We start from the raw sequence: 24675 nt of genomic DNA, 5'->3' as shown, positions 1-24675 counted from the left end.
GGACGATGACCCGTACGGGCTACCCCGACTGCCCTAACCGACCGGCGAGGACTTGGCGACCACGGCAACCAGTAGACCGCCGCCGGTGGTGAGGAGCATCTGGGTGAGCCGCACATCGTCACGTACGGCCGTCGCGAGCTCGCGGACGGCGACCGCATCCGGGCCGCGGGCGCCCGGGTCGGCCGCCTGGCCCTCGGCCAGCACGCCCGCGAACACGACCACGCCGCCCGGGCGGAGCAGCCGCAGCGCCTGCGTGAGGTACTCGGTGCCCTCTCGGCGGTCGGCGTCGCAGAACACCAGGTCGTAGGCGCCGTCGGTGAGGCGGGGGAGGACGTCGAGGGCGCGGCCCGTGATGAGCCGGCTGCGACCCGGCGCCATTCCTGCGTCGGCGTAGGTGCGGCGCGCCAGCCGGAGGTGCTCGGCTTCGACGTCGATGGTGGTTAGGGTTCCGTCGGGCCGCATCCCGCGCAGCAGCCAGGTACCGGAGACCCCGGTCCCGGTGCCGATCTCGACGACCGCGCGGGCGCTCACGGCAGCGGCGAGGAAACGCAGGACCGCACCGGCGCCCGGGCTGACCGGGACGATCCCGACCTCCTCGGCGCGGGCGCGGGCAGCACGAAGAATCGGGTCTTCCAGGAGGAAGCCCTCGGCGTAGGCGGCGGCGGAGTCAAGCTCGCCGATGTCGGTGTCCGGCATGACACCCGCAGCCTACGGGAACGGGAGAGCACAGAGGCGCGTTCATCTGGTCAACGCGCATCGTGTCGAGGTTCGAGGGGAGAAACATCGGTGTCCGCAGCGGGATTCGCCGCTCCCTGGCCGGCTCGTCGGGTACGTTCGACGCGAACCGACCGAGAGGCGGCCGTGGCTGCACAGGACTCCGGGGCGGGTTCCGACGCCGCCGGCGCCGCCGCCACTTCAGATGCTTCCGGTTGGGTGCCCCCGTCCTGGGAGGACGTGGTCCGCGAGCACGGCAACCGGGTCTATCGGCTCGCCTACCGTCTCACCGGCAACGCCCACGACGCCGAGGACCTCACGCAGGACGTCTTCGTGCGCGTGTTCCGGTCCCTGGCGGACTACACACCCGGCACCTTCGAGGGCTGGCTCCACCGGATCACGACCAATCTTTTCCTCGACCGCATGCGCCGGCAACAGAAGATCCGGTTCGATGCGCTGCCCGAGGACACCGAGCGGCTGGCCGGGCGCGAGGCGAGTCCCGAGGCGGTCTACGCCGAGGCCCATCTCGACGCCGACGTCGAGGCGGCGCTCGCGGCTCTGCCCCCCGACTTTCGGGCCGCCGTGGTGCTGTGCGATATCGAACAGCTCTCCTACGAGGAGATCGCCCAGACGCTCGGCGTGAAGCTCGGCACGGTCCGCAGCCGGATCTCGCGCGGGCGGGCGATGCTGCGGGCGGCGCTGGCGGACCGGGCGCCCCGCACGGCTGATGGCGCCGTGCTGGCCGCCGCCGAGGACGCGGAGGACCTCTACGCCGGTCCCGCGGTTTCCGCCGGCCGAGCCGATGCGCCCGGCATCGCCGGTGTCGAGCATGATCAGACGAACGCGTCGCCCGGGTCGCGCCGCAACCGCGACGACGGGCGTGGCAGGGGCGGGCGGCGGCGTGGAGCCGTCCCCGCCGGAGGCAAGGGTGGTGCTCCCGCGGAGCGGCCCGCGTGACCGAGCATCTCGGCGACCGGGTCTCGCCCCTCATCGATCACCAGCTTGATCACGATGCGCGGGACCGTGCCCTCGCGCATCTCGCCGTCTGTGTGGACTGCCAGCGTGAGGTGGTGGCGCTCCGCCAGGTGAAGGCCCGGTTGGTCGCACTCGACGATCCCGCGCTGCCGGACGACGTCGCCGCGCGGCTGCTGCGTATCGGCGCCGGGATGCCCGGCCCGGCCCGCCCCGATCCTGGCGTACCCGGCGTGGGGGAGCCGTGGCCGAGCCGCAGCGCGGTGGGCGATCCCCGCCTCTCGCCCTCGCCGCCGCCCAGCCGGCCCGATGCCACCGGCCACGGCCGGCCCGCGGCGCAGCCGATCGATCGGGTGGCGTCCCGGCGCAGATCGCGCCGCGGATCCGCCGAGGCGTCCGGCCGGACGAGGCACGGGTCCCGGACCGCACCGCGGGGCGCCGGGCGCCGGCAGGGCGCTCGACCGGGTGGGTCGCATGATCGGCTTCGTCGGCCGTCGTCACCCCCGCGGCCCGGCCAGGGCCGCTCGAGCATGCGTCGGACCCTGCTCGGTTCCGCCGCTCTACTGATGATCGCCGTCACCGGCGCCGCCATCTCGGACGGTCGGGGCAACGCCCGGCCGGCCGGTCCCATCGCCGTACCGACCGTTTCCTCGGTGGTCGCTCCAGGCTCCCCGGCCGGTGGCTCACTGCGCCTGATCCCCATGTTCGCGCCGATGAAGGTTTCGTTGCGCCGTTGACGCGGTGTTCCCGGACGTCCGCCGTTGACGAGTACTGAACGTCGCGGAAACATTTGCTCACCCGCCGGGCCTGCGCCGGTCGCATCCGTGCTGCCCCCGTGTTCCCTTCCGGGGGTGCCCGCACGTGGCGGTCATCCCGCCCAGCAGCGGCGACCGCCGGCGCTTTCACCCCCGTCAGGGTGGCGGGCGGATGCTCCCGCGCGATACCTGAAAAGTCTTTTTTCGACTGTTCAGCGGGAGAGGTCTCCTCTGCTCTGATGTGAGGCTTTACCGTGTTACCCGCTCGGAGTCGTTGCGCGGGGCCTCCCAGGACGGAACCGGTTGCCGGTGTTCCGCCGTGTCGCGCGACGAGCGAGTCGGGAGGTCGTGGTGGACGGCAACGACGACAAGGCGGCGATCGCCAGCATGGAACCGGTCGACACGCCGGTCAGGCCGCGGCGCCTCGAACGGTCGTCCGTGGTCATCGACCCGTCCGCCATGCCCGGGTGCGGCGGGACCGAACCGGCCGGGGGAACTCAGCCCGCCGGGCGGTACACCGACGCCGGCGAGCCGTCCGGCCGTTCGGCCCGTACCGATCCCGCGCCCGCCGGCCCCGCGCCCGCCGGCCCCGCGCCCGACCGTGCGACCACCGCACCGTCGGGACTGGCCGGTCGGGCCGCCGGCCTGCCTGTCGCCGGTGATACCGATGCCCCCGTCCCCGCCGGCCCGGCAGCTTCTGCCACTCCGACCGGCCCCGCCGCTCCAGCCGCCCTCGGAGATCCAGCCACCTCGGGGGGTCCTGCCACGTCCGGCGGTCCTGCCACCTCGGGGGGTCCTGCCACCTCGGGCGGTCCCCGCGCCTCCGGCGATCCCCGCGCCTCCGGCGGTCCTGCCGGTGCTGCTGGTGCTGCTGGGCCTGCCTTCCGGGCCGGTGGTTCGGCTCCGGCCGAGCGGAACACCGACCGGCGGTCGGCCGGCCCCGGCGTCCGTGACGAGACGACCATCCCGTCGACGTCGGCGGGGATGCCCGCGAGCCCGCCGCCCCGAAGCCTCAACGGAGCGGCTCCAGCCGCCCGGCCCGCCCCTCGGCCCAGTGCCTTCTCGGCCGAGGAAGCCCCGACCGTCCGGCCCTGCGCGCCTCCGTCCTCGGTACCTCCGCCGGCGGTGTCTCCGCCGATCTCGGGAGCCCGGAGGTCCGCACCGCCGGCGGCGGCCGGCCCGGCCCGGGGCACCCTTCCGGCCCAGGACAGGACGCCGACTCAGGACGCGCTTGCGGCCCAGGGCCCCACGCCCCAGGGCCCCACCCCGCCCCACGGCCCCACGCCGACCTCGAGCGTCCTGCCGACGCATGGCTCCACGCCGACGTCGGGGGCCGCACGGGCGCACGGGACCGCACCGACGCCGGGGACCGCACCGGCGTCAGGAGCTGCGCCGACGCGTCGAGCGGGGCCGGCGGGAGATCGTGAGCCGGCACCACGAGCCGAGCGCGCACGTGCGGCCGGTACGTTCACCGGCGCTGCGTCGGCCGAGGGCCCCGCGCTGCCGCCGGCCGACGGCGCGCTGCCCACCCGGGACGACGCCGGATCGAGGGCGAGCGCCGCCGGCGCGCCGGACGGGCTGGAGGTGCTCGACGGCGTGCACACCAGCGGCGCAGTGGGCTCTCGTGCGGAGTCGGCAGGGTCGGAAACGGCCCGCCAGGATCGGTCGGCTCCGGCTCCGGTAGCGCGTCCCGCGGCCCGCCGGCCTCCGGTGCCGCCGCCCGGCGAGGGCGGGCAGCGCCCGTCTACCGGAGCCCGGCACGGGCGGCACTCCGGCCGCGGTACCGGCGGCCCTGGTGCCACGGCGGCCACCCCGGACGGTGCGGACCGCGCCACCCGGGCCGGCGGCCGGACCTGGAGCCTGCGCACCGGAGCCGAACGGGCCGGAGTCGAACGGGCCGGTGCGGAACGCGGTGGAGCCGCCCGCGACGGGGCCGCCGACCTTCGCGGTGAGTCCGTCGGTGCCCCGACGGCCGCGAGCAGGGTGGAGCGGCCGGCGGTGGCGACGTCGGCGACGGCGGGTGGCCGACAGCCCACGGCTCAGGCCGCGGGGATCTTCACTGGGGTTGCCGGGTCGCGGCCGGTAGCGGGTGACCGCGGCGGGTCGGCGGTGACCGGCGCCCGCGGGCAGGGTGCTGGCCGGGTCACGGAATCCAGGCCGGCTTCGAACGGAGGCACCGGGGCGGGGGTGGGCGTCGCGCCGGCGCGGGAGTCCCGTGGGGGAACCGGATCGGTGACGGCACTGCGTGCCGCGCGGCCCGCGCGGCGCGTCGGGGTCGCCGGCCCCGGTGGGGAGGCGAAGCCGGATCCGCGAGCCGGTGGAGCTGGTGGGGCCGATGGAGCCCGTGATGACGATCGTGACGCCGGCGCCGCGCATCCCGCGTTCCCGGCGCGACGGTCGGCGCCGGGCGGCGGCGCGGGGCCGGGGAGTGCCCCGGTCGTCCTCAGCCGGCGGGTGCTGTTGGCGTGTGTGCTGGTCGCGGGGCTGGTGGGCGGTGCGATCAGCGGCCTTGCCGTCGCCATCACCACGGGCGACACCACCGTCCAGCCGGTGAAGACGCTTGCTGTCGGCAGCCCGGCTCCCGTCACCGACCGCCGCACGGTCGCCGCGATCGCCGCGGCCGCGCTGCCCACGGTGGTGACGGTCGACGTCGGCGGGGTGGGCGACGACGGCAGCGGTGGCACCGGCTCCGGAGTGATCATCAGTTCGGACGGTTTCATCCTCACGAACAACCACGTCATCGCGTCCGCGGTCGCCAGCGGCAGCCCGATCTCGGTGCGCCGCTACCAGGAGTTCGGCCAGATCCAGGCCCAGCTCGTCGGGCGTGACCCGCAGACCGACCTCGCCGTGCTGCGCATTCCCGCCCCGACGCCGTTGCCCGCCGCCACGCTGGGCCAGTCCGGTTCCCTCGTGGTCGGGGCGCCGGTCGTCGCCATCGGGGCGCCGCTGGGTCTGTCCGGGACGGTGACGACCGGCGTCGTCAGCGCCCTGGACCGTAATCCGACCGTGCCGGCCGAGAACGGCAGCGCTCCCACGGTCCTCATCGGCGCGATCCAGATCGACGCGGCGATCAACCCCGGGAACTCCGGTGGCCCCCTGCTCGACGCGCTCGGACAGGTCGTCGGGATCAACGCGGCGATCGCGGCGGTCCCCGGCCACGAGGAGCAGACCCAGAGCGGCAGCATCGGCGTGGGCTTCGCCATTCCGGTGGACTTCGCGCGTTCCGTCGCGCAGGAGCTCATCGCAACCGGTCGGGCCACCCATCCCTACGTCGGCGCCTCGGCCGCCACCGTCACCGCGGGGGAGGCGACGGCGACCGGCGGGGTGCCCGGTGCTCGGCTGGTGAGCCTCGTTCCCGACGGCCCGGTGGCCCGGGCGGGCCTGCGGGTCGGCGACGTCATCACCCGGATCGACACGAATACGATTCGCGGGACGAACGATCTGCTTGTGGCGGCCCGACTGCACCGGGTGGGCGACAAGGTCAGGGTCACCTACGTGCGCGGCGGTGCCACCGCAACCACCCAAATGACACTCCAGGAACAACAGAACTGAGCATTGGACATCTTTTCGTTGCCCAGGAGTTCCGCGCAGCAACATGGGGAGAGGTACGCTCAGCCGGTGTTCAACGGTGTCGGGTGGGGTGAAGTCGTCGTCCTGCTGCTGATCGGCCTGTTCGTCTTCGGCCCGGACAGGCTGCCCAAGGCGGCCCGGGATGCGGGGCGCATGCTCCGCCAGCTCCGGCAGATGGCCAACGGCATGCGCAACGATCTCCGGTCCGAGCTTGGCCCGGAATTCGCCGATCTCGACATCCGGGATCTGCATCCGAAGACCTTCGTCCGCAAGCACCTGTTCGAGGACGAGCCCCCGCTCCCGCCGTACCTGACGAAGCGGACCGCGCTGGACGCGCTGCTCCTTGGCGACGACACGCCCGCGACCCCGTCGCTGACGAAGTCTGCCCTGCCGAAGGACGTCTCCCGCGAGCCCGGCCGCCCCGTCGACGCCCCCGCGCCGTCGGCCCCGGCAACGCCCGCGCTGCTGTCGAAGTCGTCGCCCTCCAAGGCGACTGCCTCCCGCGCCGTCCCGCCCCAGCCCACCGTCCAGCCGGACGCCGCCCCCTTCGATCCCGACGCCACCTGAGCCCTCTCTCCCCGCGGCCGACCAGGCCCCTGGGCGTTGCCCCGGGCTGGCGGTCACCGCAGCCGGACGCGTGGTGCAAGAGACAGCTTCTGCCCTGTCGTCGGCGCGGCCGGCGAAACCTGCTGCGCCACGCGCCCTCCGATGGCGGGCGTCAGCCCATCGCCGCCCCGGATGGATCAAAGCCCTGACCTGCGAAGTTGCACCACCGCCGAACCGCTGCAAGATCCCCAGAAACCGCCCCCTCAACCGCCGCCCTGACCTGCACCTTTACTATGGGGTCGCTGATCATCCCTAGAGGGATCGCAACTCGGGGATGCCCCACGGGGACCGCGGGGGAGGCGTCGCTGATCATCCCTAGAGGGATAGCAACAGCCAGGGGTAGCCGGCGGGGATGCCGCGGATGAGGTCGCTGATCATCCCTAGAGGGATAGCAACCCCTGCATGTCCCGGATGGCCGGCGTCAGCCAACTCATGTCGCTGATCATCCTTAGAGGGATCGCAACAGCTCCTGGACGGCCATCCCGGCGACGCCGAGGGCGCGTCGCTGATCATCCCTAGAGGGATCGCAACATGGCTGCGGCAACAGCGGGCCAGGCCTCGGCGGGGTCGCTGATCATCTCTAGGTCGCGTGTGTGGTTGTGATCAGGAGGCGTGGTGGTGCCACCTGACCCCCGACCATCGAGGCATGGTCGTGGGGGAACGTGCGGTGGGCGTCGGGGTTGTCCTGACGTCGGGCTGGCCTCCGACGGCGCCGACGCGGTTCCGCGGAACCGACCGGACCGTGCCAAGCCTTCGCGGTGACAGGTCATGCCGCGGGGCACAGTTCCGCGGGCGCGACGATCATCCAGGTTGCATGACGGGAGGCGGCGCATTGCGGTACGGAATGTGCGTTCTGCGGGCCCAGACCGTACACGGCGCACCGCAACGCGGCCGCGGTGGGGCCCACCCTTGATCATCTGGGCCGCGTCGACGGACTACGTCGGGAGTCGTGGACTGGGGCTCGATCCTTCCAGGCAGGAGCTAGGCGGCAGCAGGACGCCCGCGGGCGGCCGGGGCCGGTGGTGTCACCGGAGGCCGGGCGCCCGCGGGCGTGGGCCGTGCTTCGGGGTTGCCGTGCTTCGGGGTTGCGCCTCAGCGACCGGCGGGGGTCAGGTTGAGGCTGCGGCCGGCGAGGCCGCGGGAGCGGTAGGTGAGGCGCTCGGCGACGGCGCGCAGGGCCTTGCTGGCCTCGGCGTCCGGCTCGGCGACGACGAGGGGCAGGCCGTTGTCGCCGCCCTCGCGCAGGCGGACGTCCACGGGGACCTGCGCGAGCAGGGGGACGTCGTGGCCGAGGACGCGGGTGAGGCGCTCGGCCACGGCGGCGCCGCCGCCGGAGCCGAAGACGTCCACGCGCTCCCCGCAGTGCGGGCAGGGCAGCCAGGCCATGTTCTCGACCACGCCGACGACGTTCTGCCGGGTCTGCACGGCGATGGTGCCCGCGCGCTCGGCGACCTCGGTGGCGGCGAGCTGCGGGGTGGTGACCACCAGCAGCTCGGAGGAGGGGACGAGCTGGGCCAGGGAGATGGCGATGTCACCGGTGCCGGGCGGCAGGTCCAGCAGGAGGACGTCGAGGTCGCCCCAGAAGACGTCGGACAGGAACTGCTCCAGGGCGCGGTGCAGCATCGGTCCGCGCCAGGTCACCGGCTGGTTTCCGCGGGTGAACATGCCGGTGGAGATGACCCGGACGCCGTGCGCCTGGGGAGGCATGATCATCTTCTCGACCTGTGTGGGCGGGCGCTCGATGCCGAGCATCCGGGGCACGGAGTGGCCGTAGATGTCGGCGTCGAGCACGCCCACGGACAGGCCCGATCGGGCCATCGCCGCCGCGAGGTTCACGGTGATCGAGGACTTGCCGACGCCGCCCTTGCCGCTGGCGACGCCATACACCCTGGTCATCGAGCCCGGTTGGGCGAACGGGATCACCTTCGGGGCGACGCCGCCGCGCAGCTTCGTGTGCAGGGCGGTGCGCTGCTCGTCCGACATGACCTGCAGGTCGACACGGACCTCGCGCACCCCCTCGACCGCGCTGACGGCTCGGCTGACACGGTTGATGATCTCATCGCGCATCGGGCAGCCGGACACGGTGAGCAGCACCGTGATGTCAACCGAGCCGTCGTCGAGCACGTGGACCGAAGAGACCATGTCCAGCTCCGTGATGGGGCGGCCGATCTCGGGATCGTGCACCGTCGCCAGAGCCGACTGGATCGCGTCGGAGGAAGGCCGGGATGGGGACAAGGGAAACCTCAGTCACTGATTGGCATCAGATGCGGCCCTCGGAGCCGCCGTTCGCTCCACGATAGCCCGCGGGAAGCCCGTCGGCGTTGGCCCGCCGGCCAGGTGTGCGCCACGGGTGCCAGGACCTGGATGAATCCGGCGGTACCGGTGGTTGTCGATCGGTGCGGCCTGCTGGTTCCCGGGGCCTGTCGGGAATCTGACTCCACCCCGGGCCGATGGCCGTGACCTGGATGTCGGGCGCGCGGCGGCGCCCCGGCTCCGGCCGGTGCCGTGGCGGGAGAGCCGACGGGGGCACGTCACGGCATAGGCTGATCGAGGCGGCAGCGGGAGGACGCGATGGCAGTCGAAGAGGTGATCGGCGCCAGCTCCGAGACCGACGCGGACTGGGTCGACGAGCGCGGCATGCGAGCCTGGCGGGGGCTGCTGCAGGCGCACGCGCATGTCACCAGGGTGCTCGAGGCGGAGCTGGAAGCCATCCATCACCTGCCGTTGGCCTCCTACGACGTGCTCGTCCAGCTCGCCGAGGCGCCGAACCGCGAGCTGCGGATGAGCGAGCTGGCGCAGGCGGTGCTGCTGTCCCGCAGTGGGCTGACCCGGCTCGTCGACCGGCTGGAGCGCGAGGGGCTGGTCACCCGGCGATCCTGTCCCTCCGACGCCCGGGGCACGCTCGCCACCCTGACGCCGCAGGGTCTCGACCGGCTTCGGGCCGCCTCCGGCACCCACCTGAAGGGGGTGGGACGGCACGTGCTGTCCCACTTCAGCCGGGCGGAACAGGAGCAGCTCGCCGAGCTGCTCGGGCGGCTCAGCCCGGGCCGCGGCTCCGACACCGGTGGCCGGGGGTGCGGCAAGGGGGTGTGAGCTCGGCCCCGGTGGTCAGGTCGAGGCCGGGCCCTGGAGCGGTGCGGCGCCGGTGGCGGCGGCGAGCAGTCGCTCGTACGACGCGCGGCTGGTCGTCTCGGCGGCGAGGCCCTGCGGCTTGCTGCTGCCGTGGAAGTCGCTCGATCCCGTCACGATCAGGTCGAGGTCGGCGGCGAGTCCGCGCAGCCGGCGCCGTTCGTCGGCGTCATGGTCGGGATGGTCGACCTCGACCCCGCCGAGCCCCGCCCGGGCCATCTGCTCGATCACGTCGGGCCCGACCGTCACCCCGCGTCGGCTGGCGAACGGGTGCGCGAACACGCTGACCCCGCCCGCGTCGCGGATCAGCCGCAGGGTCTGCCAGACGTCCGGCTGCTCCTTGCCGACCCAGTACGGCCCGCCGGTGCCGATCCAGTCGCGGGTGAAGGCCGCCGCCACCGTCGGCACCAGCCCGGCCTCGACCATCGCCGCGGCGACGTGCGGGCGGCCAACCGTCCCGGCGGCGAGTTCCGCCACCCGCTCCCAGCGGATCGGGTGCCCGTCGGCGGCCAACCGGTCGGCCATCCGGCGGGCGCGGACGGCCCGATGCTCGCGGACCCGGGCGCGGACCGCGGCGAAGGCGGGTTCGGCCGCGTCGAACAGGTAGGCCAACACGTGCAGGGAGATCGACCCGCCGGGCACGTCGACGGAGCAGGAGATCTCGGCGCCCGGTACCAGGGTGAGGCCGCCGGGCAGCGCCGCGGCGGCGCGCCCGAGGCCGGCGGTGGTGTCGTGGTCGGTCAGCGCGATGACCGACAGACCCGACTCGGCGGCGAGCCGGACGAGATCCTCCGGTGAGACCAGGCCGTCCGACGCGGTGGAGTGGGTGTGCAGGTCGATGGTCATTCGCCCATGCTGGCAGCTCGTCCCCGCCGGCCGCACCGAGTCGGGACCGCGTCGCGGGCCGGCCGAGCATCGCGGTCGCTCGGCGGTTCGACTCGGCGACTCGGCGGTTCGGCGGTTCGGGAGGCTAGAGATCGAGGCCGGTGAGGACCAGGACGCGCTCCTCGGTGAGGTCGGTCATGGCCGCGCGGACGCCCTCCCGGCCGATGCCGGACCCCTTCGTGCCGCCGTAGGGCATCTGGTCGGCGCGGTAGGAGGGGACGTCACCGATGACGACCCCGCCGACGGCGAGCTCGCGGTGGGCGCGGAACGCGGTGGCCAGGTCGTGGGTGAACACGCCGGTCTGCAGACCGAACTCGCTGTCGTTGACCCGGGCGAGGCCCTCGTCCAGGCCGTCCACCGCGGCCACGACGACGACCGGTCCGAAGACCTCCTCGCGCACGACCCGGGCATCGGCGGGGACGTCGGTGAGCACCGTCGGCGCGATGGACGCACCGGTGCGCGATCCGCCGCAGACGAGCGTCCCGCCGGCGGCGACGGCCTCGGCGATCCACTGTTCGACCCGGCGCGCCGCGGCCTCGTCGATGAGCGGGCCCACGTCGGTGGCCGGATCGGTCGGGTCGCCGCCGCGCAGCGCTCGCACCGCGGTCACGATCTCGCGCAGCAGCTCGTCGTGGACGGACCGGTCGGCATAGACGCGCTGCACGGCGATGCAGGACTGGCCGGCCTGGTAGTTGGCGAACAGGGCGATGCGCCCGGCCGCCCGGGCGAGGTCGCCGGGCGCCGCGTAGTCGGCCGCGACCAGCACGGCGCCGTTGCCGCCGAGTTCGAGCACCACGTGCTTGCGGGGCACCGCGTCGCGGATCGACCAGCCGACCGGGCCGGAGCCGGTGAAGGACACCACCGGCAGGCGCGGGTCCGTGACGAGCCCGGTGACCTCGCTGTTCGGGACGGGCAGGACCGACCAGGACCCCTCGGGCAGGTCGGTCTCGGCGAGCAGATCGCCGAGGAACAGTGCGGACAGCGGTGTGCGGGGGGCGGGCTTGACGATGATCGGGGCGCCGACCGCCAGCGCCGGTGCGACCTTGTGCGCCACCAGGTTCAGCGGGAAGTTGAACGGGGTGATCCCCAGCACGGGCCCGCGCGGGAAGCGCCGGCTCAGCGCCAGGCGCCCCTCCCCGGTCGGGTCCGTGTCCAGCCGGGTCAGCTCGCCGGTGAAGCGACGGGCCTCCTCCGCGCCCCAGCGAAACGTCGAGCTCGCCCGGGCCACCTCGGCCCGAGCCCAGGTCAGCGGCTTGCCGCTCTCCGCGGTGATGAGGCGGGCGAGCTCGTCGCCGCGCCGCGCGATCTCCCTGGACACGTGCGCCAGCGCCGAGGCGCGCACGTGCGCCGGCAGCGCCGAGAACCGCGGGGACACCTCGGCGGCGGCCGCGACGGCGCGCTCGACCTGGTCGGCGTCGGGCTGCGCCACGGTGGCCACGAGGCCGTCGTCGAAGGGGTGGCGAACGTCGATGGTCGTGGCCCCCTCGGCGCGGTTGCCCGCCAGCCAGAACGAGGTGACGTCAGCCATTGCGCTCCGCCCATGTCGTCGCCATCAGCCGCCATCCTAGGCGCATCGTCGGCGCCCCGGCGGTTCCAACGCGCCCCACCGGGCCATCGGCGCATGCCACCCCATGAAGCGGCGCTGAGCTGGGCGGACAGGCCGGCCCCGAGCCCGTGGGCGGGGGACGATGCCCTGGTGGACAGCGGCCGGCGAGCAGGCGGGAGCCGATGAGATGAACCCTCCGAACGTGCCGGCCCGCGGCGGGCCGGGGCTGCCCCAGATCCGCCGCCTCGTCACCGAGATCCCCGGGCCCCGCTCGCGCGCGCTGGCCGCCCGCCGGGCCGGCGCGGTGGCCCGCGGAGTCGGCGAGACCCTGCCCGTGTACGTGCACGCGGCCGGCGGCGGGGTCGTCGTCGACGTCGACGGCAACTCGCTGATCGACTTCGGCTCGGGGATCGCCGTGGTCAGCGTCGGCAACGCCGCGGACGGCGTGGTCGCCGCGGTGCGCGAGCAGGTCGGCCGGTTCACCCACACCTGCTTCATGATCACCCCCTACGAGGGGTACGTCGCGGTCTGCGAGGCCCTGAACCGGCTGACCCCGGGCGACCACGACAAGCGCTCGGCGCTGTTCAACTCCGGGGCGGAGGCCGTCGAGAACGCCGTCAAGATCGCCCGCTCGGCGACCGGGCGCGCCGCGATCGTCGTCTTCGAGCACGCCTACCACGGGCGGACGAACCTGACGCTGGCGATGACGGCGAAGTCGGCGCCCTACAAGGCCGGTTTCGGGCCCTTCGCCCCCGAGGTGTACCGGGTGCCGCTGGCCTACCCCTACCGCTGGCCGACCGGTCGGGAGCACTGCGGCGAGCAGGCGGCGGCGCGGGTGATCGAACTCGTCCGGGACGAGATCGGCGCGGGCGAGGTGGCCGCGCTGGTCATCGAGCCGATCCAGGGCGAGGGCGGGTTCATCGTCCCCGGCCGCGGCTTCCTGCCCCGCCTCGCCGAGTTCTGCGCGGACGCCGGCATCCTGTTCGTCGCCGACGAGATCCAGACCGGCTTCGCCCGCACCGGCACGATGTTCGCCTGCGAGGACGAGGGCGTCGTGCCGGACCTCATCACCACCGCGAAGGGCATCGCCGGCGGGATGCCGCTGGCGGCCGTCACCGGACGGGCCGAGATCATGGACGCCCCGCAGGTCGGCGGGCTCGGCGGCACGTACGGCGGCAACCCGGCGGCCTGCGCGGCGGCACTCGCGGCCATCGGGTTCATCGAGTCCGCGGACCTCGCCGCCCGCGCGCGGCGCATCGGCGAGCTCGCGCTGCCCCGGCTGCGCGCCCTGGCGGCGCGGTACGACGTGATCGGGGACGTCCGCGGGCGAGGTGCGATGCTCGCCCTGGAACTCGTCCGCGGCGGGGGCGACACCCGCCCGGACAGGGAGCTGACCGGCGCCGTCGCGGCGGCCTGCCACCGCCGCGGCCTGATCGTGCTCACCGCCGGCACCTGGGGCAACGTCCTGCGGCTGCTGCCGCCGCTGGTCATGGACCCTGCGCTGTTGCTCGCCGGTCTCGACGTCCTCGACGAGGCCTTCGCCGAGGTCACCGCCGCCCGCTGACTGCCCGGCGGTTCGGCGTACCTGCCCGGCGGTTCGGCACATCTGTGCTGGTGGGGCGGTTGCTCGTGGTACAGGACGGGAACAGCGGTATCGGAACCGCCGAGGTCCGGCGGCCCCCTCCACCTACGCCAGGAGGCGCCCGGTGAGCATTGCTGCCGCCTGCCCTCGTTGTCTCGGCCCGCTCCGCCCACCCGACCTGTGGAGCAGCCAGTACCGCTGCGACGAGCACGGGGAGGTGAGCCCGTACCGGACGGCCGTCTTCTCCCGCGAGCAGGCGTTGCACGCCCTGGCCACGTCCTCCACCGTGCCCGTGTGGCTGCCCGAGCCCATGCCGGTGCACTGGTACGTCAGCGGAGTCGGCTGGGCCGGCGACGAGCGCACCGGACCGCGGGCCAGCGCGCTCGCCCTCGCCGGCCCCTGCCCGCTGGGCGGCCCGGCGGAGATGATCCTCGTCGCCGAGGCACCCGGGGTGGGCCTCGGCGCCCGGCTGGCCGGCATCACCGGCCTCGACCCGCAGGCGCTGCCGGGCGTGCCCGAGGCCAAGGTCGAGGCCGCGGGGCATCCCACCGCGATGTGGCCGCTGGCCGTCCCGCCGGACCGGGCCGCCTTCGTCGGGGAGGCCCGCGGGGTGTGGCTGTGGCTGGTGCTCTGGCCGGCGGACGCGGCGCTGATCCTGCTGGAGCACCTGGTGCTTCGCGATGTGCGGGACGCCCCCGAAATCGGTGAACGGTCGTTCTTCGGCGCTGTCAGCGAGCATCTCACCGTCGCGCCGTCCTCGGTCCGGTGAGTGAGGTTCCCGCGGCCGTAGGCTGATCCGATCGGATCGGCCGGCGAAGGGACTCGGGCAGCATGACGCAACCGTCGTTCCCGGCGCCGACCGCCGCGGCGGTCGACCGGCGGCTGGTCACCGTGATCGTCAATCCGAGCGCGGGGCGCGGGCGGGCGCTGCGCCTGCTCGACGGCGTCCGCACCGAGCTCGACCGGTGGGCTGCTGACGTGCGCGTCGCCCCCACCCGCGACCTCGCGCACGCCGGTCGGCTCGCCGCCGAGGCCACCGCGCAGGGACGGGTGGTGGCGGCGCTCGGGGGGGACGGCCTCGCCGGGGCGGTCGCCGGGGCGGTGGCGCGGGCGGGTGGGCTGCTCGCCGTGCTGCCCGGCGGCCGCGGCAACGACTTCGCCCGCGGGCTGGGCCTGTCCGCCGACCCCCGCCGCGTCGCCGCCGAGCTCGCCGGGTTCCAGGAGCGGCGGGTGGACCTGCCCGAGGTCGGCGGCCGGCCGTACCTGGGGATCGCCAGCGTCGGATTCGACTCCGACGTGCAGGTCATCGCCAATCGGACGCGCCTGCTGCGCGGGCGGCACGTCTACACCTACGCGGCGCTGCGGGCGGTGGCGGCCTGGCGGCCGGCGCGGTTCACGGTGGCGATCGACGACGGTCCGCCCGAGGTGCTGCACGGCTGGACGGTGGCCGCGGCCAACGCGGCCTACTACGGCGGCGGGATGCGCTTCGCCCCCGACGCCGACCTCGCCGACGGGCTGCTCGACATCGTGCTGATCTCGCGGACGTCCCGGCTGACGTTCCTGGCGCTGTTCCCGCGGGTCTTCACCGGCCGGCACGTCCACACCCGCCACGTGCGGGTGCTGCGGGGGAAGCGGCTGCACATCGGCGCCGACCGGCCGTTCGCGGTGTACGCCGACGGCGACCCGCTGGCCGACCTGCCGGCCGAGATCGTCGTCCGCCCGGACGCGCTGCGCCTGCTCGTCCCGCCCCGTCGATCATGATCCGCCTGCGGTGCGTTCTGCACGGTCTGAAGCCGCAGACCGTGCGCACCGCACCGCAGTGTGGTCCTCGCGCCGTGACCGTTCCGGGCGGCAGCGGCAGCGGCAGCTGCAGAGGCAGAGATCAGGGCGCGGTCAGTCCGCCCGCCGGGCGGGCTGGGTGTCGGCGTCGGCGTCGGCGATCTCCGGCGTCGAGTGGTAGTCGACGAGGCCGCTGACCTGCGGGTAGTGCAGGTCGAAGGCGGGCCGCTCGGAGCGGATCCGGGGCAGCCTCCGGAAGTTGTGCCGCGGCGGCGGGCAGGACGTCGCCCATTCCAGCGAGTTGCCGTACCCCCAGGGGTCGTCGACGGTGGCGAGGGCGCCGTGCCGGTAGGAGTGCCACAGGTTGTAGATGAGCGGCAGCGTGGACATGGCCAGCAGGAACGCGCCGGCCGTCGAAACCGTGTTCAGGGTGGTGAAACCGTCGGTCGGACCGTAGTCGGCGTAGCGCCGCGGCATGCCGCGCACGCCGAGCCAGTGCTGCACCAGGAACGTGGTGTGGAAGCCGAAGAACATGGTCCAGAAATGGACCTTGCCCAGCCGGTCGTTCATCATCCGGCCGCTGACCTTCGGGAACCAGAAGTAGGTGCCGCCGAACGCGGCGAAGACGACGGTGCCGAACACGACGTAGTGGAAGTGGGCGACGACGAAGTAGCTGTCGCTGACATGGAAGTCGATCGGCGGGCTGGCCAGCATCACCCCGGTCAGTCCGCCGAACAGGAACGTCACCAGGAAGCCGAGCGCGAACAGCATCGGCGTCTCGAAGGTGAGCTGCCCACGCCACATCGTGCCGATCCAGTTGAAGAACTTGATGCCGGTCGGCACCGCGATGAGAAACGACAGCAGCGCGAAGAACGGCAGCAGTACCGCGCCGGTGACGAACATGTGGTGAGCCCACACCGTGAGCGACAGCACACCGATCCCGATCGTGGCGAAGACCAGCCCCTTGTAGCCGAACAGGGGCTTTCGGGAGAAGACCGGCAGAATCTCACTGATGATGCCGAAGAACGGCAGGGCGATGATGTAGACCTCGGGATGGCCGAAGTACCAGAAAAGGTGCTGCCACAGGATCGCGCCGCCGTTCGCCGCGTCGAACACGTGCGCGCCGAACCGGCGGTCCGCCTCCAGCGACAACAACTGCGCGGCCAGCACCGGGAAGGCGACGATCACCAGGATCGACGTCACCAGGAACGTCCAGCAGAAGATGGGCAGCCGGAACATCGTCATCCCGGGTGCGCGCAGCGTCAGGATCGTGGTGATCATGTTGACCGCGCCCAGGATGGTGCCGAGCCCGGACACCACCAGGCCCATGACCCACAGGTCGCCGCCGGTGGTGGGCGAGTAGGCCCTGCTGTTGAGCGGGGAGTAGGCGAACCAGCCGAAGTCGGCGGCGCCGTCGGGGGTGAGGAACCCGGCGATGACGGTCAGCCCGCCGAACAGGAAGAACCAGTACGACAGCGAGTTCAACCGGGGGAACGCCACGTCGGGGGAGCCGATCTGCAACGGCACCAGGAGGTTGGCGAACGCGAACGCCAACGGCGTCGCGAACAGCAGCAGCATGATTGTTCCGTGGATCGTGAACAACTGGTTGTACTGCTCGTTGGAGAAGTACTGCAGGCCCGGCCGGGCGAGCTCCGCCCGCATCATGACGGCCAGGATCCCGGCGAACAGGAAGAAACCGAACGCGGTGACGAAGTACATCACGGCGATGTCCTTGTGGGACGTCGTCCGCAGGTAGCCGAGCACGTTCGTGCGTGGTCTGGAGTGCGCCGCGACGACGTCCTGCGGGTCGGGCCGAGCGGGTGCCGCTGGTTCCCGCGGTTCCTCCAGAATCGTCACGCTCGACTCCCGGTTCCTCGTCGTCCGCGCGGCCCGCGGGTGGCCCGCGAGTGGCCCGCGGTGGGCGGGCGGCGGCCGACGATCCGCACCGACGCCGCAGGCGACCGCGGCCGGCGGTGGTCGGCCGGCGGCAGCCTAACGTGCCGGGAGGGATTCCGGTTGGACGCTGGTCGAGTTTTCTTCGATATGTTTCGCGATGCCCCGCCGGGCGATTGGGGGATTCGCGGAGTTTGACGGGTTGCGCTCAGGCGGGTCGGGCGCCGGGGACGCCGTCCTCGACGACCCAGGTGGCGTCGGTGGTGACCGGCGAGTCCCGCCGGGAGAGGTCGGCGACGACCCGCATGTCCGCGCGCCATTCCGTCGGCGTCACCCGGATCCGGGTGTACCCCCGGCGATCACCGCGGAAGTAGCGGACGTGCGGGTTGAGGCGGGCGTTGTTCTCCCGGACGAAGTCGTCGTTGATGAGGAAGAAGGCCGAGCTGATCGAGGTGCAGACGAACTCGGTCGCGACCGCGGGGGTCTCCGGTCGGTCGAAGTCGACGCGCAGGTCGTTCACCCAGGCGCAGTGGAGGTCCCCGGAGAGCACCACCGGATTGCGCGCCCGGCTGTCGCGCACCCCGGACAGCAGCCGTCGGCGGTAGGGGCGGTAACCGTCGTTCTGGTCGAGGTTGGTCAGCATGCTCCCGGACCCGACGGGAAGCTGGCCGTCGAGCTGGGCCATCATCGTCTGCTGCGCGATCACGTTCCAGCGGGTCCGGGAGGCGTCGAGCCCCGCGCGCAGCCAGCGTTCCTGGGCGGCCCCGGCCATCGTGCCGCCGATGTTGCCGGCGCCGAGCGCGGCCGGGCCGACGGCCTCCGGCGAGTTGCCCGGCACCGGGGTCCGGTACTGGCGGGTGTCCATGACGTTGAGCGTCAGCAGGCCGCCGAAGGCGAGGCGGCGGTAGATGCGCAGGTCGGGGGAGCCCGGGTTGAGTTCGACCCGGATCGGCATGTGCTCGTAGTACGCCTGGTAGGCGGCGGCCCGCTGGCGGGCGAAGACGGCCGGGTCCTGATGGCGGTCGCCGGAGTCGCCGGCCTCGTCGACGAGCCCCGCGTAGTTGTTCTCGACCTCGTGGTCGTCCCAGGTGACGACCCAGGGCGCGGCGTGGTGGGCCGCCTGCAGGGCCGGGTCCGCCTTGTACTGGCCGTAGCGGTTGCGATAGTCCGCCAGCGTCTGGAGCTGGTCGAGTCCGGGCTGCTGGGGGGTGGTGTGCACGCGGTCCGGGAACCGGCTGTCCGGGTCGTACTCGTAGATGTAGTCGCCGACGTGCACGACGAGGTCCGGCGCGTCCGCGGCGATGGCGTCGAAGGCCGGCCAGTAACCGTTCTGGAAGTCCTGGCAGGAGGCCAGCGCCAGGGTCAGCGCGCCCCCGGCCGCGGCCGCGTCGGCCTGCGGGGCGGCGGCGGTCCTGGTGCGGCCGACGGGGCTGAGCACGGTGCCGGCCCGGAAACGGTAGAAGTACTCGCGTCCCGGCTCCAGACCGCGGACGTCGACGTGCACCGAGTGGGCGAACGCCGCCTGCGCGGTCTGCGTGCCGGCGCGTACCACCGAACGGAAGTTCTCGTCGGCGGCGATCTGCCAGTCGACCGGGACGTCGCGTGAGGGCATCCCGCCGCCCTCGCTCGGGCGCGGCGCCAGCCGGGTCCACAGGATGACGCCGTCGGGCAGCGGGTCGCCGCTGGCCACCCCCAGGGCGAACACCCCGTCGGTCACCCCTGGGACGGGGGTCGGCGCGCGCAGCGTCGGCCCCGGGATCGGCGTCGGGCCGCCCGAGCCGCCGCACGCCGCCAGCCCCACCGCGGCCGCCGCCGCGCCCCCGAGCCCCAGCCCACCGAGCAGGACCGCCCGCCGGTGCGGGCGACCCTGGGGGGTGGACGCGGCGCCGGCGAACAGAGATCGAAGGGGACGAGAGGGGCCCGCCGTGGCATCACCGGTCACAACGTCATGAGAGTAGTGCGTCGGGACCAGCGGAGAAGGGCCGGATCCGCACCCGGCCCGCGGGTCAGGTGCGGGCGGGCTCGGGGCGGCCGGGCTGCTCGCCGCCGTGCGCCTCGCCGTAGGCCCGCGTCGCCACCAGCACCTTGCGCCGGTAGACGCAGACCAGCGTGCCGTCCTGGTTGTTGCCCCGGGTCTCCACGGTGACGACGCCCCGGTCGTCGCGGCTGCGGGAGGGGACCTTGTCGAGCACGGTGGACTCGCCGTAGATCGTGTCGCCGTGGAACACCGGCGCGACGTGCCGCAGCGACTCGACCTCCAGGTTCGCGATGGCCCTGCCGGAGACGTCCGGGACCGACATGCCCAGCAGCAGGGAGTACACGTAGTTGCCGACCACCACGTTCCGCTTGAACTGGGTGGTCCGCTCGGCGTAGTGGCTGTCCAGGTGCAGCGGATGGTGGTTCATCGTCAGCAGGCAGAACAGGTGGTCGTCGGACTCGGTGACCGTCTTGCCCGGCCAGTGCCGGTAGACGTCCCCGACCTCGAACTCCTCGAACCAGCGGCCGAACCGCATGACAGACCCCCTCCGGACGCAGCGCGCGCCACACGCACCCTTGAATGCAGAGGGTAGCCAACTGCAACGCTGCGTCGCCGCCTCGGGTGTCCGCCTCAGCCGAGGCCGACCTCGCGGCGGTTCGGGTCGCGCAGGTCGGTGCCCGCGGCCAGCCAGCGCTGGTGCAGCGCCTCGGGGCCGTGTACCCGCTTGAAGGCCGCCTCGTTCGTGGTCATCGGCAGGACGGGCAGGAACCGCACGGGCGCGGCGGCGGCGAACGCGGGGTCGTCCAGAGCGTCGGCGATCGGCAGGTCGGGGATCAGGCCACCGGGCTCGCCGACGAGCACCGCGGTGAACGGCGCGCCGTCCCACAGCGGCTCGCCGAGGTCCAGGCCGGCGCCGGGGGCGACGGGCCGGCCCTCGACGGCGGGGACGGCCGCCAGCACGGCGAGCCGGCGCAGCACGCTGTCGCGGTGGCCGCGCAGCGACAGCACGAGCTCGGCCCGCGGTCCGGCGGGGTCGCGCACGGCGGAGTCGGACGCCGTCATCGGCTCCCGGGACATGCCGAGGGTGAGGTACCGGACGACGCCGCCGCGGTCGGGACCGAACCGCAGCACGTCCAGCTGCTCCGTACCGAGGAAGGTCACCGACGCGCGGCCGGTGTCCCGGCCGAACAGCGCCGTGACGTGCCCCTCGACCGATCGACTCAGGGCGCTGTCGCTCACGGGACCCGTGCCGCAGTTCGCATGCGTTCGATCGTAGGGTCGGCGGGAGCGCCCGTGCCGCCGGTCGGCCTGCGGGAACCTCCGCACCGGGCAGGGGCGTTCAACGTGGTGCGACCTTGGAGGAGCTGCGGCTATGGGACAGGTGCTGACGAAGGGCGGCAACGCGCCGCTGCCCACCACCGACGTCCGGGTGGAGATCGCCTCGTCGATCTCGCTGGACATCGCCGCGATTCTGGTCACGGCCGCCGGCAAGGTGCGCACCGACGGCGACTTCGTGTTCTTCAACCAGCCGACCGGCCCGGGGGTGCGGCTGCTGCCACCGGCGGCGCTGGAGTTCACCCTGGCAGCGGTGCCGCCGGACATCGACAAGGTGGTCGTCACGGGCAGCCTGGACGGCTCCGGCCCGGTGACCTTCGCGGGCGTGCGGGGGCTGGGTATCTCGGTGCGCGACTCCCGCGGCGGCGCCGAGCTGGTCCGGTTCGATCCCGCCGGGCTCGGTGCCGAGACCGCGCTGATCCTGGTCGAGCTCTACCGCCGGGCCGGCGCGTGGAAGGCCCGCGCGGTCGGGCAGGGCTACGCCTCCGGGCTCGCCGGCATCGCCACCGACTTCGGCATCGCCGTCGACGATCCCGGCACCTCCGGTCCCGCGCCGGCCGCCGCTGCGGCGCCGGCCGCGGCCCGGCCGCCGGCCGCCCCACCCCGCCCGCAGCCGGCCACGCCCGGCGGGCAGCAGTGGGGCCCGCCCGCACCGCCGCCCGGCGGCCAGCAGTGGGGCCCTGCGCCCGTCCCGCCCGCGCCGGCTCCGGCCGGTGGGGCGCCGCAGTGGGGCGCCCCACAGCCGCCGCCCGGTCAGCAGCCGCCGCCCGGTCAGCAGTGGGGTCCGCCGCCCGCGGCGCCGCAGTGGGGCGCCCCGCCGCCGCCCGGCCAGCAGTGGGGTCCGCCCGGCGCGCCGCCCGCGCCCACCGGTCAGCCGTGGGGTCCGCCCCCGCCGCCCGCCGGCCAGCAGTGGGGGCCGCCGCCACCGGCTCCCGGTCAGCCCGGCGGCCGGGTCAACCTGGACAAGGGCCGGGTGTCGCTGACCAAGGGCCAGAGCGTGTCGCTGGTGAAGACCGGCGCGCCCCCGCTCACCCGGGTGCGGATGGGCCTGGGCTGGGATCCGGCGCAGCGCGGCCGGTCGATCGACCTCGACGCGTCCTGCATCCTGTTCGACGAGCGCGGCAAGGACGTCGACAAGGTGTGGTTCATGTCCAAGAAGGGCGCGCGCGGCGCGGTGCGCCACTCGGGCGACAACCTCACCGGCCGTGGCGACGGCGACGACGAGACGATCCAGGTGGATCTTGCCGCCCTGCCCCCGAACGTCACCACGCTGATCTTCACGGTGAACAGCTTCCAGGGGCAGCCGTTCACCGACGTGCGCAATGCCTACTGCCGGCTCTACGACGACGTCACCGGCCAGGAGCTCGTCCGCTTCGACCTGTCCGAGTCCAAGCCGTCCACCGGACTGGTGATGTGCCGGGTACAGCGTGAGGCCGGCGGCCAGAGCTGGGCGATGACCGCGATCGGCGAGTTCCACGACGGCAAGACCGTCCGCGCGATGGTCAACCCGTCGAAGCAGTACCTCTGACGGCTGTCGGCACCGACCGGCGCCCGCGGTCCGGGTGTCGGCGGGTCAGGCGGCTGGCGGGTCAGGCATCGGCGGGCCGGGTGTCGTCGGCGGGCTGGGCGGTGGCGGAGGGCTGGGCGGTGGTGGCGGGCTGGGCGGTGGCGAGGCGGCGCAGGCGGATGACGGCGGTGGCGTCGAGCTGACCGTCGCCGCGCGCCTGGGAGGCGGCGAGATCGCCCTCGGCGAGCTCGGTCAGCGGCACCGGCACGCCCCGGCGGGCCGCCTCCGCCAGGCAGATCCGCAGATCCTTGCGCATCCAGTCGACGGCGAAGCCGAAGTCGAACTCGTCGCGGATCATGGTGGCGGCGCGGTTGGTCAGGTACCAGGAGCTCGCGGCGCCGCCCGACACGGCGGGAAGCACCTGGTCCAGGTCCAGACCGGCGGCGGCCGCGAAGTTGAGTGCCTCGGCCGCGCCCTCGATCGCCCCGGCCACCAGGATCTGGTTGACCATCTTCGTGAGCTGGCCGGTGCCGACCGGGCCGATGCGGGTGATCGTCGCGCCGTAGGCGGCCAGCACCGGCCGGACCCGTTCCACCGTGTCCACCTCGCCGCCGCACATGACGCTCAGGCGCCCCGCCTCGGCACCGGCCTGCCCGCCGGACACCGGCGCGTCGACGAAGCCGACTCCCACCTCCGCCGCCCGCGCGGCGATCTCGACGGCCAGCTCCGCCGACGTCGTCGTGTGGTCGACGATCGTCGCCCCCGGCGCCAGCGCGCCGAGCGCGCCGTCCGGCCCCAGCAGCACCGAGCGGACGTCGTCGTCGGCCCCGACGCAGACGCAGACCACATCGGATCCGGCGGCGGCCTGCGCCGGCGTCGCCGCGACCCGGCCCCGTTGCACGGCCGACCAGCGCGCCGCGGTCGTCTCCGTGCGGTTGTACACGACGGTGTCGAAACCGGCGCGGGCGAGATGGCCGGCCATGGGGAAGCCCATGGTGCCGAGGCCGACGAACCCAACCTGCATCAGCGTGCTCCTGTCCCGGCTGGCCGGTCGTCCCGGCTGGCCGGATGTCCCGGATGGTCGGTCAGGAGCAGACTACGCATGTCGGACCGCGCGGCCGGCGCGGTCGGCGCCCGCGTTCGCGTCCGGCCCTGGCGGGTCAGCGGGCCGTTTCGTACTCCCGCAGCAGGGCCCGGCTGATGATCCTTTTCTGGATCTCGGAGGTGCCCTCGCCGATGAGCATGAACGGCGCCTCACGGTAGAGGCGCTCGATCTCGTACTCCTTCGAGTAGCCGTAGCCGCCGTGGATGCGGAACGCCTCCGTCGTCACCTCGTGGCAGTACTCGCTGGCGAGGTACTTGGCCATTCCGGCCTCGACGTCGTTGCGCTGCCCCGAGTCCTTCTTGCGGGCGGCGCTGACCATCATCAGGTGACCGGCCTCGACCTTGGTCGCCATCTCGGCGAGCTTGAAGGCGATGGCCTGGTGTTCGGCGATCGGCCGGCCGAAGGCCCGCCGGGTCTGCGCGTAGGCGATGGCGAGCTCGAAGGCGCGGATCATGATGCCGCAGGCCCGGGCGGCGACGTTGACCCGGCCCACCTCGACACCGTCCATCATCTGGTAAAAGCCCTGGCCGCGGCCGTCGTCGCCGCCGAGGATCGACGCGGCCGGCACCCGGTGGTCGGTGAGGATCATCTCGGTCGTCTCGATGCCCTTGTAGCCGAGCTTGTCGATGCTGCCGGGAATGGTGATCCCGCCGTGGGTGCCGAAGCCCGGTTCCTTCTCCAGCAGGAAGGTCGTCATGTTCCGGTAGACCGATTCGGCGCCCTCGTCGGTCTTCACCAGGGTGGCGACGATTCCGGCTCGCGCGCCGTTGGTCAGCCACATCTTCTGCCCGTTGAGCACGTAGACGTCGCCATCGCCATCGCCCTCGCCCTCGCCGTTCCGGCCGCCACCGGCCTTCCGGTCGGCCCGGCTGGTGATCGCCGCGACGTCCGAACCGCAGCCGGGTTCGCTCATCGAGAACGCGCCGCGCAGTTCGCCGGTGGCCATCCGCGGCAGCAGCCGGCTGCGCTGCTCGGCGCTGCCATGCCGGCCGATCAGGTAGGCGACGATGAAATGGGTGTTGACGACCCCGGCGACGCTCATCCAGCCCCGGGCGATCTCCTCCACGACCAGCGCGTAGGTGAGCAGCGACTCGCCCAGCCCGCCGTACTGCTCGGGAATGGTGATCCCGAACAGCCCCATCTCCTTCATCGACTCGACGATGGATTCCGGGTATTCATCGGCGTGTTCGAGCTGCGTGGCGAACGGAAGGATCTCCTTGTCGACGAACGTGCGCACCGCCGCGAGGATGTCGCGCTGCACGTCGGTCAGGTCGTCGGTCTGCGCGATCCTGCTCATCGGTCGTCCCCCTCCTGCGGCC

Annotated in this window: 18 protein-coding genes and 1 pseudogene; 9 read left to right on the top strand and 10 right to left on the bottom strand. The window is 73.5% G+C overall.

Annotation, left to right across the window (positions count from 1 at the left end):
* Positions 1-33: 33 nt before the first annotated feature.
* The gene (locus tag FRAAL_RS26575) at positions 34-696 is read right to left on the bottom strand and encodes an O-methyltransferase (protein ID WP_009742078.1); all 663 of its coding nucleotides are present in this window, start codon (positions 694-696) and stop codon (positions 34-36) included.
* A gap of 165 nt (positions 697-861) precedes the next feature.
* On the opposite strand from FRAAL_RS26575, the gene sigE reads away from it, so the two are divergent.
* From sigE to tatB, 4 genes are all read left to right on the top strand, one after another.
* Positions 862-1671, top strand: a complete 810-nt coding sequence (sigE, locus tag FRAAL_RS26570; RefSeq protein ID WP_011607143.1) for an RNA polymerase sigma factor SigE — start codon at positions 862-864, stop codon at positions 1669-1671.
* Positions 1668-2423, top strand: a complete 756-nt coding sequence (locus FRAAL_RS26565) for an anti-sigma factor family protein (RefSeq protein ID WP_011607142.1) — start codon at positions 1668-1670, stop codon at positions 2421-2423. The genes sigE and FRAAL_RS26565 overlap by 4 nt, the downstream gene beginning before the upstream one ends.
* A 2250-nt stretch (positions 2424-4673) precedes the next feature.
* Entirely contained in the window at positions 4674-5993 is a 1320-nt protein-coding gene (locus tag FRAAL_RS26560) for a S1C family serine protease (protein ID WP_231861359.1), read from the top strand.
* Positions 5994-6059: 66 nt separating this feature from the next.
* A complete protein-coding gene (gene tatB / locus FRAAL_RS26555; protein ID WP_011607140.1) occupies positions 6060-6578 on the top strand; it encodes a Sec-independent protein translocase protein TatB in 519 nt (172 codons plus the stop codon).
* Between the two features lie 1131 nt (positions 6579-7709).
* On the opposite strand, the gene FRAAL_RS26550 is transcribed toward tatB, so the two are convergent.
* On the bottom strand, positions 7710-8852 hold the full coding sequence (locus FRAAL_RS26550) for an Mrp/NBP35 family ATP-binding protein (RefSeq protein WP_011607137.1): 1143 nt from the start codon (positions 8850-8852) through the stop codon (positions 7710-7712).
* Positions 8853-9188: 336 nt separating this feature from the next.
* Between FRAAL_RS26550 and FRAAL_RS26545 the strand changes: the two genes are divergently transcribed.
* The gene (locus tag FRAAL_RS26545; RefSeq protein ID WP_011607136.1) at positions 9189-9710 is read left to right on the top strand and encodes a MarR family winged helix-turn-helix transcriptional regulator; all 522 of its coding nucleotides are present in this window, start codon (positions 9189-9191) and stop codon (positions 9708-9710) included.
* Between the two features lie 15 nt (positions 9711-9725).
* Here the strand turns inward: FRAAL_RS26545 and FRAAL_RS26540 are convergent, their stop codons facing one another.
* Complete coding sequence (locus tag FRAAL_RS26540) at positions 9726-10592, bottom strand: PHP domain-containing protein (protein ID WP_041939823.1); 867 nt, start codon at positions 10590-10592, stop codon at positions 9726-9728.
* Positions 10593-10716: 124 nt separating this feature from the next.
* Positions 10717-12159 carry an aldehyde dehydrogenase family protein gene (locus FRAAL_RS26535; protein WP_011607134.1) on the bottom strand — a complete coding sequence of 481 codons (1443 nt, stop codon included), beginning with the start codon at positions 12157-12159 and terminating at the stop codon, positions 10717-10719.
* 205 nt (positions 12160-12364) lie between these two features.
* On the opposite strand from FRAAL_RS26535, the gene gabT reads away from it, so the two are divergent.
* From gabT to FRAAL_RS26520, 3 genes are all read left to right on the top strand, one after another.
* Entirely contained in the window at positions 12365-13741 is a 1377-nt protein-coding gene (gene gabT, locus FRAAL_RS26530) for a 4-aminobutyrate--2-oxoglutarate transaminase (RefSeq protein WP_050997458.1), read from the top strand.
* A gap of 142 nt (positions 13742-13883) precedes the next feature.
* Complete coding sequence (locus tag FRAAL_RS26525; RefSeq protein WP_041939822.1) at positions 13884-14528, top strand: DUF6758 family protein; 645 nt, start codon at positions 13884-13886, stop codon at positions 14526-14528.
* Positions 14529-14590: 62 nt separating this feature from the next.
* Positions 14591-15520 (top strand): diacylglycerol/lipid kinase family protein, encoded by a 930-nt coding sequence (locus tag FRAAL_RS26520; protein ID WP_011607131.1) that lies wholly within the window; start codon positions 14591-14593, stop codon positions 15518-15520.
* A gap of 132 nt (positions 15521-15652) precedes the next feature.
* Here FRAAL_RS26520 and ctaD read toward each other — a convergent pair whose 3' ends face one another.
* The 4 genes and pseudogenes from ctaD to FRAAL_RS26500 all read right to left on the bottom strand — a co-directional run bounded on the left by ctaD (position 15653) and on the right by FRAAL_RS26500 (position 20648).
* A complete protein-coding gene (gene ctaD, locus FRAAL_RS26515; RefSeq protein ID WP_011607130.1) occupies positions 15653-17395 on the bottom strand; it encodes an aa3-type cytochrome oxidase subunit I in 1743 nt (580 codons plus the stop codon).
* Positions 17396-17639: 244 nt separating this feature from the next.
* Positions 17640-19373, bottom strand: a complete 1734-nt coding sequence (locus FRAAL_RS26510) for an alkaline phosphatase D family protein (RefSeq protein ID WP_011607129.1) — start codon at positions 19371-19373, stop codon at positions 17640-17642.
* Positions 19374-19437: 64 nt separating this feature from the next.
* Positions 19438-19953 (bottom strand): annotated as a pseudogene (locus FRAAL_RS26505) (MaoC family dehydratase); the annotation flags it as partial.
* A gap of 86 nt (positions 19954-20039) precedes the next feature.
* Entirely contained in the window at positions 20040-20648 is a 609-nt protein-coding gene (locus FRAAL_RS26500; RefSeq protein WP_011607127.1) for a suppressor of fused domain protein, read from the bottom strand.
* A 133-nt stretch (positions 20649-20781) separates the two neighbouring features.
* Between FRAAL_RS26500 and FRAAL_RS26495 the strand changes: the two genes are divergently transcribed.
* Positions 20782-22272, top strand: a complete 1491-nt coding sequence (locus FRAAL_RS26495) for a TerD family protein (RefSeq protein ID WP_011607126.1) — start codon at positions 20782-20784, stop codon at positions 22270-22272.
* A gap of 61 nt (positions 22273-22333) precedes the next feature.
* On the opposite strand, the gene FRAAL_RS26490 is transcribed toward FRAAL_RS26495, so the two are convergent.
* Both FRAAL_RS26490 and FRAAL_RS26485 read right to left on the bottom strand, forming a co-directional pair.
* Positions 22334-23275, bottom strand: coding sequence for an NAD(P)-dependent oxidoreductase (locus FRAAL_RS26490; RefSeq protein WP_011607125.1), 942 nt, complete (start codon positions 23273-23275; stop codon positions 22334-22336).
* A 136-nt stretch (positions 23276-23411) separates the two neighbouring features.
* Complete coding sequence (locus FRAAL_RS26485; RefSeq protein ID WP_011607124.1) at positions 23412-24653, bottom strand: acyl-CoA dehydrogenase family protein; 1242 nt, start codon at positions 24651-24653, stop codon at positions 23412-23414.
* Positions 24654-24675: the final 22 nt, after the last annotated feature.

The sequence above is a fragment of the Frankia alni ACN14a genome, assembly GCF_000058485.1.
GTDB lineage: Bacteria > Actinomycetota > Actinomycetes > Frankiales > Frankiaceae > Frankia > Frankia alni.
Note: the sequence above shows the minus strand (reverse complement) of the source record. Positions and strands in the feature narration are given on the sequence as shown.

What these genes read in the sequence shown, in the direction of transcription:
- FRAAL_RS26575 (WP_009742078.1), bottom strand. Translation starts at nt 696, where the DNA reads ATGCCGGACACCGACATCGGCGAGCTTGACTCCGCCGCCGCCTACGCC.
- FRAAL_RS26545 (WP_011607136.1), top strand. Translation starts at nt 9,189, where the DNA reads ATGGCAGTCGAAGAGGTGATCGGCGCCAGCTCCGAGACCGACGCGGAC.
- FRAAL_RS26540 (WP_041939823.1), bottom strand. Translation starts at nt 10,592, where the DNA reads ATGACCATCGACCTGCACACCCACTCCACCGCGTCGGACGGCCTGGTC.
- FRAAL_RS26535 (WP_011607134.1), bottom strand. Translation starts at nt 12,159, where the DNA reads ATGGCTGACGTCACCTCGTTCTGGCTGGCGGGCAACCGCGCCGAGGGG.
- gabT (WP_050997458.1), top strand. Translation starts at nt 12,365, where the DNA reads ATGAACCCTCCGAACGTGCCGGCCCGCGGCGGGCCGGGGCTGCCCCAG.
- FRAAL_RS26520 (WP_011607131.1), top strand. Translation starts at nt 14,591, where the DNA reads ATGACGCAACCGTCGTTCCCGGCGCCGACCGCCGCGGCGGTCGACCGG.
- FRAAL_RS26495 (WP_011607126.1), top strand. Translation starts at nt 20,782, where the DNA reads ATGGGACAGGTGCTGACGAAGGGCGGCAACGCGCCGCTGCCCACCACC.
- FRAAL_RS26490 (WP_011607125.1), bottom strand. Translation starts at nt 23,275, where the DNA reads ATGCAGGTTGGGTTCGTCGGCCTCGGCACCATGGGCTTCCCCATGGCC.
- FRAAL_RS26485 (WP_011607124.1), bottom strand. Translation starts at nt 24,653, where the DNA reads ATGAGCAGGATCGCGCAGACCGACGACCTGACCGACGTGCAGCGCGAC.